This is a genomic window from Pseudonocardia lutea (genome assembly GCF_042658055.1).
GTDB lineage: Bacteria > Actinomycetota > Actinomycetes > Mycobacteriales > Pseudonocardiaceae > Pseudonocardia > Pseudonocardia lutea.
The window spans coordinates 1-9298 of record NZ_JBHSQK010000126.1 but is presented as its reverse complement, the minus strand read 5'-3'; the positions used below and the strand labels follow the sequence as shown (position 1 = coordinate 9298).

General features: G+C 77.6%; 9 protein-coding genes. 1 reads left to right on the top strand and 8 read right to left on the bottom strand.

Going from position 1 to position 9298, the window contains the following annotated elements:
• From ACFQH9_RS31560 to ACFQH9_RS31525, 8 genes are all read right to left on the bottom strand, one after another.
• The coding region (locus tag ACFQH9_RS31560) for a GAF domain-containing protein (protein WP_379572042.1) at positions 1-1328 on the bottom strand (1328 nt) is incomplete at its 3' end.
• A 57-nt stretch (positions 1329-1385) separates the two neighbouring features.
• Positions 1386-2777, bottom strand: coding sequence for an MFS transporter (locus ACFQH9_RS31555; RefSeq protein ID WP_379572040.1), 1392 nt, complete (start codon positions 2775-2777; stop codon positions 1386-1388).
• A gap of 87 nt (positions 2778-2864) precedes the next feature.
• The gene (locus ACFQH9_RS31550) at positions 2865-3752 is read right to left on the bottom strand and encodes a universal stress protein (protein WP_379572038.1); all 888 of its coding nucleotides are present in this window, start codon (positions 3750-3752) and stop codon (positions 2865-2867) included.
• Complete coding sequence (locus tag ACFQH9_RS31545; RefSeq protein WP_379572036.1) at positions 3749-4675, bottom strand: universal stress protein; 927 nt, start codon at positions 4673-4675, stop codon at positions 3749-3751. Before ACFQH9_RS31545 ends, ACFQH9_RS31550 begins: the two co-directional genes overlap by 4 nt.
• 142 nt (positions 4676-4817) lie before the next feature.
• Positions 4818-5030 (bottom strand): hypothetical protein, encoded by a 213-nt coding sequence (locus ACFQH9_RS31540; protein ID WP_379572034.1) that lies wholly within the window; start codon positions 5028-5030, stop codon positions 4818-4820.
• 151 nt (positions 5031-5181) lie between these two features.
• Positions 5182-5604, bottom strand: a complete 423-nt coding sequence (locus ACFQH9_RS31535; RefSeq protein WP_379572032.1) for an STAS domain-containing protein — start codon at positions 5602-5604, stop codon at positions 5182-5184.
• A 167-nt stretch (positions 5605-5771) separates the two neighbouring features.
• Positions 5772-6332, bottom strand: coding sequence for an Rv1733c family protein (locus tag ACFQH9_RS31530; protein WP_379572030.1), 561 nt, complete (start codon positions 6330-6332; stop codon positions 5772-5774).
• A gap of 103 nt (positions 6333-6435) precedes the next feature.
• Positions 6436-8223 carry a sensor histidine kinase gene (locus tag ACFQH9_RS31525; protein WP_379572028.1) on the bottom strand — a complete coding sequence of 596 codons (1788 nt, stop codon included), beginning with the start codon at positions 8221-8223 and terminating at the stop codon, positions 6436-6438.
• A gap of 317 nt (positions 8224-8540) precedes the next feature.
• Here ACFQH9_RS31525 and ACFQH9_RS31520 point away from each other — a divergent pair.
• On the top strand, positions 8541-9298 hold a 758-nt coding region (locus ACFQH9_RS31520; protein ID WP_379572026.1), incomplete at its 3' end, for a universal stress protein.

Here is a 9298-nt window from a genome sequence, read left to right as displayed (position 1 = left end):
CGCCCGCCGGCCGCCGCGGCGTCGCGCAGCACGGCGCGCCGCCGGGCCGGCGGGCACCGGCAGACCAGCAGGACGTGCGGGCGGCGGGCGGCGACGCCCCTCTCCTCGAGCCGGGTGACCACGGCGGGCCGCGGGCGGTCGGCCACCGCCAGCAGCTCGGCGAGCACCTCGGCCCGCTCCCGCCGGTCCGCCTCGGCCTCGCGCTGCCCGAACAGCAGCACCAGCGCCGTGACCATCGCGGCCCGCTCGACGGTCCGGACCTGGCCCGCGCCGAGCTCGGGGACGCCGCCGAGGAGGAGCGTGCCGAGCCGCTGCCCGGCCGCGACCACCGCGGCGGCCCACACCCGCCCGGCCCGGGCGAGCCGGCTAGGCGCGCCGTCCGCGGCGCGGACCGCCTCGCCCCAGCACCCGGCGTCGGGCGGTTCCCCGAACCGGGCGGCCGGCGCGCCCTCGGCGTCGAGGACGACCACCCACGTGCCGAGCAGGCGGGCGAGGGCCTCGGCGAGGTACGCGACGGCACCGCCCTCGAGGACGACGCCGGCGAACCGGTCGTGCGCCGCGGCCGCCTCGGCGATCGCGGCGTGCGCGGTGCGCAGCGCCTCGAGGGCCGCGGCGGTGTCGGCGAGCTGGCGGGTCTGCACCAGCGAGACGGCCGCGAGGGCGGCGAGCGACCCGAGCAGCGCCACCTCCTCGGGCGCGAACGGCCGCGCGGAGCGGTTGGCGGCGAACAGCACGCCGACGAACTCGGCGTCGACCAGCAGCGGCACCCCGCAGATCGCGACGAGGCCCTCCTCGCCCACCGCGGCGTCGATCTCCTCGGTGTGCCGGTAGCGCTCGTCCTCGCCGTAGTTCCCGGTCCAGTGCGGGTTGCGGGTCGCCGCGACGAGCCCGCCGAGCCCGGCACCCAGGGGCAGCCGCAGCGCCTGGAACCGCGGCGACACCGAGCCCGCCGTGGCGCGCATGTAGGTGTCGCCGCGGTCGGCGTCGAAGAGCGTCAGGTAGGCGAGGTCCGTGCCGAGCAGGGCGCGGGCCCGGCGGACGATCGCGTCGAGCACCCCTCCGGTGTCGGACTGCGAGGTGAGCTCCCGGGCGGTCTCCACCAGGGCGGCCAGCTCGGTCTCCCGGCGCCGGCCGGCCTCCATCGCCGACCGGATGCGCAGGACCAGGGCACCGGCCTCGGGCTCGGAGCCCGCGAGCTCCGTCGCGGCGTGCTCCAGCTCCCCGGCCCGGCCGTCCCGACCGGCACCGTCCGCCCGCCCGCCGACCGGGTCGACCCGGTCGACCCGGTCGGCGAGCAGCCGGAGCAGGTCGAGGACGGTGCGCGCCACCCGCGCATCCTGCCCGGTGAGCACGCCCGGAGGCAGCGCCGGGGCCATCTCCGGTGATCAGCGCCGGGCCGGGGTGGTCCCGTCCGGCACGGCGTCCGCGCGGTCGCCGAACCCGTCGTCGGCGGCGAGGTCGCGGTTGCGGGTCTCCCGGTAGGAGGCGACGGCGATCAGCGTGATCACCGAGCTGGCCGCGACGTAGACGGCGATCGCGAAGCCCGTGCCGAACGACGCGAGCAGCGCGACCGAGATGATCGGGGCGAGGCCGCCCGCCGCGACCGAGGCGAGCTGGTAGCCGATCGACACGCCCGAGTACCGGACGCCGGTGCCGAACAGCTCGGACAGGAACGCCGCCTGCGGCCCGTACATCGCACCGTGGAACACCAGCCCGCCGACGACGGCGAGCACGGCGAGGCCGAAGCTCTGCGTGTCGAGCAGCGCGAAGAACGCGAACGCCCAGGCGCCGACCCCGACCGCGCCGAGCAGGTACACCGGGCGCCGGCCGATCCGGTCCGACACCAGGCCCCACAGCGGGATGGTGACGACGTGCACCGCGGCGCCGATCAGGACCGCGCCGAGCACGAAGGACGCCGGCAGGCCGAACCGCTCCTTCATGTACGTCGAGACGACGATGGTGAAGATGTAGTACGAGACGTTCTCGGCGAACCGGGCGCCCATCGCGGTGAGGACCTCCCGCGGGTAGCGGCGCAGCACCTCGAGGATCGGCGGGGTCGGGGCCCTGCCGGCCGCGGCGCGCTCGGCCGCCTTGGCCTGCGCGTCGCGGAACACCGGCGACTCCTCGACCGAGAGCCGCACGTAGAGCCCGATGAGCACGAGCACGGCGGAGAGCAGGAAGGGGATCCGCCAGCCCCAGGCGTTGAACGTCTCCTCGGACTGCACCACCGCGAGCAGCGCGAGCAGGCCGTTGGCCAGCAGCTGGCCGGCCGGGGCACCGGCCTGCGGCCAGCTCGCCCAGAAGCCGCGGCGGCGGGCGTCGCCGTGCTCGGAGACGATCAGGACGGCGCCGCCCCACTCGCCGCCGAGCGCGAAGCCCTGGATCAGCCGCAGCAGTACCAGGAGCGCCGGTGCCGCGACGCCGATCGTCGCGTAGCCGGGCAGCAGGCCGATCAGGAAGGTCGACAGCCCCATCATCAGCAGGCTGACGACCAGCAGCTTCTTGCGACCGAGCTTGTCGCCGTAGTGGCCGAACACGAGGCCGCCGAGCGGGCGCGCCACGAATCCGATCGCGAACGTGCCGAAGGAGAGCAGCGTGCCGGCGACCGGGTCCGCCGCCGGGAAGAAGACGTGCGGCAGCACGATCGCGGCGGCCACGCCGTAGAGGAAGAAGTCGTACCACTCGACCGTCGTGCCCAGCATGGAGGCGGCGACGACCTTGATCAGCGAGGTGCGGGGCGGGGTGCCCGCGGGGCCGCGGGTCGACGGCTGTGTCATGGGACGGGACGCTAGTGCGGCGGGACGCCACAGAGTATGTGGCGGGACCACACTGTTGTCCGGATTCGGTGTGGTCCTGACCCTCGGTCAGGAGGCGGTGGCGCGGTCCGCGGCGTCCGGGCGGACCACGGCCACCGGGGTGTGCGCGTGGTGCAGCAGCGCGCGGCCCGTCGAGCCGAGCAGGGCCCGGCCGACCCGGCCGCGCCCGACCGAGCCGACGACGACCAGGCGGGCGTTCACCGACCGTGCCACGAGGGCCCGGGCGGGCGGGCCGTGGACCAGCTCCCCCGTCACCGGGACGCCGGGGTACTTGACGGTCCAGCCGGCGAGCCGCTCCGCGAGGAGCTCGCGTTCCTGTTCCTCCAGGCCGGCGAGCCCGGCGAGCGCGTCGGCCTCCTCGAGGTGCTCGACCCAGGCGTGCACCGCGACCAGCGGGGCGGACCAGGCGTCCGCCGCGGCGAAGGCGAAGGCCAGGGCCGGCTCGCTCGCCGGCGATCCGTCCACGCCCACCACCACCGGTCGGGCGCGGTCGACGCGCACCAGCGCGGCGTCGGGCAGGACCGGGCCGCGGACCACGACGAGCGGACACTCCGCCCGCCGCGCCAGCGCGGACCCCACCGACCCCACCAGCAGTGCGGCGAACCCGCCGACCCCGCGGGTCCCGACCACCAGCAGCCGGGCACCGGCCGACTCGCGCAGCAGCACCTCGGCCGGGTCGCCCTCGGCCACCACCTGCTCGACGGCCAGCTCGGGGACCACCGCGCGCACGCAGTGGGCGGCACTCCACAGCTGATGGTGGGCGTGCGACCAGAGCAGCGACGACGCCTCGGGATCCGACGACGGCGGCAGCCGGTAGGCGCGCACGAGCCGCAGCACGCAGCGGTGCCGGGCCGCCTCGGCCGCCGCCCAGCGGGCCGCCTCGATCGCCAGGTCCGAGCCGTCGATGCCGGCGACGACGGTGCCCTGCACGGTCACGGGGAACCCCCTGCCGCCCCCGCCTCGGGCCGCACCACGACCACCGGACAGGCGGCGTGGTGCAGGACGGCCTGGCTCACCGAGCCGAGCAACGCCCCGGTGACCGGGCCCCGGCCCCGCGAGCCGACGACCAGCAGCCCCGCCCCCGCGGAACGCGCCACCAGCTCCCGCGCGGCGCCGTCGACCACGCTCACCGCCCGCACCTCGACGCCGGGGTACTTGACGGACCAGCCGGCCAGCCGTCGTTCGAGCGCCTTCTCCTGCTCGGCCTGCACCGCGCTCCGGTCGAGGAGGGGCACGAGGAAGGGATCGAGCACCGCCTCGCTCCACGCGTGCACCGCGACCAGCGGCACCGACCGGCGCGCCGCCTCCTCGAAGGCGAGGCCGAGCGCGGCGTCGTTCTCGCTCCCGCCCCCCTCGTCGGCGTCCTCGCCGTCGCCGCCGTCCACGCCCACGACGACGGGGCCCGTCGGCGCGGACGTCCCGCGGACGACCACCACGGGGCACGCCGCGGTCGTCGCGACGGCGATGGCCACCGATCCCAGCAGCAGCCCGGTGAAGCCGCCGCGGCCGCGCGTGCCGACCACGACCAGGGCCGCCCGCTCGGACTCGGTGCGCAGCACGACCGGGGCCTCGCCGCCGCGGACCCCGCGCTCGATCTCCAGGCCGGGGGCCCGGGCGCGGGCCGCCTCGGCCGCGGCCTCCAGGTGCTCCTCGGCGGCGCGCGCGCCGGCCTGCCGCTGGTACTCCTGCCCGAGCGCGGGCAGGCCCACGGGCCGGAAGGTCGTCCAGCCGACGGCGGCGGCGAGCCGGAGCCGGGCGGCACGGCGCACCGCCTCCGCCGCCGCCCACCGCGTGGCCTCGAGCGCGGCGTCGGAGCCGTCGACGCCCGCGACCACCACTGCGCCGAGCTGCTCCGTCATCGTCCCTCCCCCGGACGCCCGGCTCGACACGGCGGACGTCTCCGCACACGGTCGCCCGGGGCCGGGTGCCGTCGCTGCGGCTTACCGGCCCGCCGGAAGGGGACGAAGGACCCCGCCGCCGGCGCGTCCGGCGGACGCGCGATCAGCCGACGGGCTCGCCGCGCCGGGGCCGCCAGCCGCGGCCGGTCTCGTCGGGGACGAGTGTGCGCCCGCAGCCGCACCGGGAGTGCGCCGTCTCCCAGCTGCGCGCCTGGGCGGGGTGGTTGACCCGGACCATTGCGCCGCAGGCGGGACACTCACCCACCCAGATCGCCTCGACGAGGCCCGACTCGTACCGCAGGTCGCTCCGGTGCACGACACCCTCCTCGGTTCCGCATCGGACCTTTAGCGCGCGGGGCGGTGCCGGCGCCAGGGTCCTTCGGCCCCTCGTGGTCCTTCGTCTCCCGCCGGTGGTCCCCGGCCGGTGGTCTCCGCCGGGGTGTCCCGGCCGGTGTTCCGGCGGGTTCTCAGCCGGCGAGGACCGGGACGCGGTCGGCGGCGCGGCGGCGGGGCGGTTCGGCGGGCGCGGGGCCCTCCGCGGCCGTGACGGCGTCGAGCAGGGCGAGGACCCGGCCGGGCAGCACCGGCCTGCGGTCCTCCAGGCCGGCGACGACGAGCTCCACCCCGACGGTCGCGGCGCGGTGCCGGGCGTGCCGGAGGACGTCGAGGCCCCGGCACTCGAAGGAGCGGACGTCGCGCAGGTCCACGACCAGCCGCCCGCCGCCCGCGCCCGTCGCGACGACGAGCGCGGGCGAGTCCCGCAGCAGGTCGTCGAGCAGGCGCAGCAACCGCGCCCCGTTGCCCGCGTCGAGGTCGCCGGCCACCCGCACGAGTACGGTTCCGGCACCGGGCACCTCGACGGAGAGCTGGACGGGAAGCGCCGGGGCCATGGTTCGCTCCTTCCGCGCCCCCCGGGCGCGGGTCGGGTCCTGGGGGTTCCCGCAGCCTCCGTCGCGCCGGCGCGCCGTCAGTACCCGCGGAGGTCCCCGGCGGGGGGGACCAAGGTCCCGGGCGGGGTACGCGAACCCGTACAGCCGCCGGCCCGGGGTCCGGTCGCTCAGCCCGTGGACGCCCGACCGGTCCAGCGCGGCTCGACCTCGGCCCACTCCCGCTCCCACTCGGCGGCGCGCAGCCGCGCGACCCCGGCGAACGCCAGCCGTCCGAGGCCCGCCACCGTGAGCCCGCCGAGCAGCAGCAGGGCGCCACCCGACAGGACCGAGACGAACACGACCTCGGACCCGGCGAGCGGGGCGCGGGCCAGCCGTCCGTCCGCGGTCGCCCAGGCGTCGATCTCGTCCCCGGCGTGCTTCGGCGCGGTGACCTCGGTGCGGCCGGTGCGCTCGATCCCGTCGCGCCCGGTCCAGCGGACGTCGGCGGGGATCCGGTTGCCGGCCTCCGGGACGACGGGGACGTCCTCGGCGAGGACGACGCTGACCGGGGTGCGCGCGCGGGCCTCCGCCGCGGCACGGGCGGCGAGATCTCCGTGGACGCCGAGGCCGACGACGAGGGCCGCACCGAGGGCCACGAGCGCCATCGCGCAGACCACCCACGCGACGAGGTCCGCGAGGCGGTCGGAACGCCGCCGGGGCAGTCGGTCCCGGCGCGGCGATGCGGCCATGCGCGACAGCGTCGGAAGGACGGCGGGTGCCGGGCAGGGCCGAAGGTCCGCAGGTGTCCCGGCATGGGTCGGGACTCCGCGTCGGGACGTGCAGGGGCGGTCGTCAGGACAGCGGCGCCACCCACCGCAGCCAGGAGCCGCGCGGGGAGTGCGGGCGCAGCTCGAAGCTGCCGCCCCGGCGTCGCGCCCGGCGCTCCAGGTTCGCCAGCCCGCTGCGCCGCGCGCCCTCCCCCGGCCCCACTCCGTCGTCGGTCACCACGAGCGAGAGCCGGTCCCCACCGTCCACCGTCTCGGCCACGACGTCGACCTCGACCTGCGACGCGTGGGCGTGCTTGGCCGCGTTGACGAGCGCCTCGCGCAGCACGGCGACCAGGTCGTCGGTGAGCCCGGGGTCGTGCGCCGCGGCGACGAGGGTCTCCGCGGGACCGCTGAAGCGCAGCAGCGGGGTGAACCCGAGCAGCCGGGCCGCCTCGGTGACGACGACGAGGATCCTGCTGCGGACGCCCTCGTCGTCGCCGGTCCGCTGCAGCGAGAAGATGCTGGTCCGGATCTGCGCGATGGTGTCGTCCAGGTCCCCGATCACCTGGGCCACCCGGCCGGCCTCGGGCCCGTCGAGCCGGGCCGCCACGCCCTGCAGCGACAGCCCGGCCGCGAAGAGCCGCTGGATGACGTGATCGTGCAGGTCGGCGGCGATCCGCTCGCGCTCGTCGAGCATGCGCAGCCGCTCCCGCTCGACACGGGACTCGGCGAGCTCGAGCGCCACCGCGGCCTGGTTGGCGAAGCCCGCGGTCATGTCGAGGTCCTCCTCGGTGAACGGCGCCCGCCCGATGCGGCGGGTCAGGAGCAGCACCCCGTCGTTGCGCTCGGCCCCGACGAGCGGGACCACGAGGATCGGCCCGATGCGCAGCTCGGCGACCTCCACGGCGGGCTCGAGGTGTGCCAGCTCGCGGGGGTGGGCCAGGCGCAACGGCTGCGTGGTGTCGAAGACGTGCCCCGACAGCGTCCGGTCCCGCGGGATCGTCCGGCCCTCCAGCTGCCGGGCGACGGCGTGCTGCCCCGGGCTGCCGGCCGCCAGCTCGACGCGCAGCTCGTCCTCGTCGTCGGGCAGGAGCACGATGGCGAGGTCGGCGTCGGCGAGCTCGCGGCTGCGTTCGGCGATGGTGCTCAGCGGCCGCCCCGCAGAGGGGTCCAGCGTCTCGCGGGTCACGGCGGCGGTGGCGGCCAGCCACTCCCCGCGGCGGCGGGTGGACTCGTACAGGCGGGCGTTGTCGATGGCGACGCCGGCCGTGACCGCGAGGGCGCGGGTGAGCTCCTCGTCCTCCGCCGTGAACTCCCCGCGCGTGCAGTCCGCGAGGTAGAGGCTGCCGAAGATCTGCTCCCGGACCCGGATCGGGACCCCCAGGAAGCTGCTCATCGGCGGGTGACCGCCGGGGAAGCCGCACGAGCGGGGGTCGCCGGCGACGGTGCGCAACCGGATCGGCCGGTCCTCGTCGATCACCGCGCCGAGCAGCCCCTTGCCCTGGGGCAGGTCGCCGATCCGACGCACCACCGTGTCGTCCATGCCGGTGTGCACGAGCTCGGCGATCCGCCCGTCGCCACCGAGGACGCCGAGCGCGGCGTAGCGGGCGTCGACGAGCTCGCGGGCGGCCTCGCAGATCCGGCGCAGGACCACCGGCAGGGTGAGGTCGGCGATGACGGCCTGGTTGGCGCGCAACAGCCCGCGCAGCCGGCCCTGGGTGGACATGACCTCGCCGGCCCGCTGCACGAGCTGGCGCAGCAGCTGGTCGAGCTCGAGCCGGGGCTGGTCGGGGAAGGTCAGCGCAGGATCCGGGGGCATGCCGTTCCGCGGCCGCTGCGCCCCCGCGCCGGCGGCGGGCTCGTCGACGGACATCGTGCCCCCTCCGCGGTCCCCCGTCCGCGTGGCGCGTCGACGTCCCCGGCCGCGCCACGGACCCGAACGCTACGCAGGGCGGGACCTGCGCGCCAGGGCCCCGGCGGGGCCAACGGACGGGCACCCGTGCGGCGGATCCGGCGGGCCCGCCGCGGGCCCGGGGAGTGGGCCAGGACACCCGGAGCCCGGGACTTCCGGCCCTGCCGGGCGGGGCCGTCCGGCACGGAGGCTGGGCCGGTGATCGTGCCCTCCCCCGCACCACGCCATCCCGTCCTCCGCCACCCGGTCCCGTACGGCCCCGTCGGGGCGGTCCGGTCGTGACCGTCGCCCCCGTGCGCCCGGTCCTCGTGGTCGACGACGGCGGCACCGTGGCCGCGATCGCGGCCCAGCGCTGGGCCGCGGCCGAGGCCAGCCGGCGCGACCTGCCCTTGCAGCTCGTCGCGACGCAGGCGGACGGCGCCCGCGCGGTCCGGCGGCTGCGCGGTGAGTACCCCCGGCTCCCGGTCCGGCTGCACCGGGTGTCCGACCCGCTCGGCCGGGTGCTGCGCCCGCTGACCGCCGACGCCGCCCTGCTCGCGCTGCCCGCCCCCGCCTCCGGTCCGGTCCTCTCGACCTCCTTCTGCCCGACGGCGGTCGTGCCGGCCGACGAGACCGCCCGCGGCCGGGTGGTGGTCGGGGTCGCGCCGTGGACCCCCGAGGACGTGCTGCGCACCGCGGTCGAGGAGGCGCTCGAGCGCGACGCCGAGCTGGTCGCGGTCCGGGCGTGGCGGGCGCGGACGCGGGGGCTGCGGGAGCTCGCCCGGATGCTGCCCGGCCCGTTCGGCACGGGCGCACAGGACGACGGCGGGAGCGACAGCGCCGACGACGCCGGCCGCGAGCTCGAGCAGGTGCTCTCGCCCTGGCGCATCGGCTACCCGGAGCTGCGGCTGCACCCGCTGGTGGTGCACGGCGACGCGGCCGCGGTGCTGACCATGCTCTCCGTCGACGCGGAGCTGCTCGTCGTGGGGCGCTCCGGACGCGGCGGCCTCGTGCGGGCCGTGGCCGGCGCGCCGGGCGACGACGCCGTGGCCGCGCG

Excerpts from the sequence above, each read along its gene's own strand:
- ACFQH9_RS31545 (WP_379572036.1), bottom strand. The coding sequence starts at position 4,675 with ATGACGGAGCAGCTCGGCGCAGTGGTGGTCGCGGGCGTCGACGGCTCC.
- ACFQH9_RS31555 (WP_379572040.1), bottom strand. The coding sequence starts at position 2,777 with ATGACACAGCCGTCGACCCGCGGCCCCGCGGGCACCCCGCCCCGCACC.
- ACFQH9_RS31525 (WP_379572028.1), bottom strand. The coding sequence starts at position 8,223 with ATGTCCGTCGACGAGCCCGCCGCCGGCGCGGGGGCGCAGCGGCCGCGG.
- ACFQH9_RS31530 (WP_379572030.1), bottom strand. The coding sequence starts at position 6,332 with ATGGCCGCATCGCCGCGCCGGGACCGACTGCCCCGGCGGCGTTCCGAC.
- ACFQH9_RS31535 (WP_379572032.1), bottom strand. The coding sequence starts at position 5,604 with ATGGCCCCGGCGCTTCCCGTCCAGCTCTCCGTCGAGGTGCCCGGTGCC.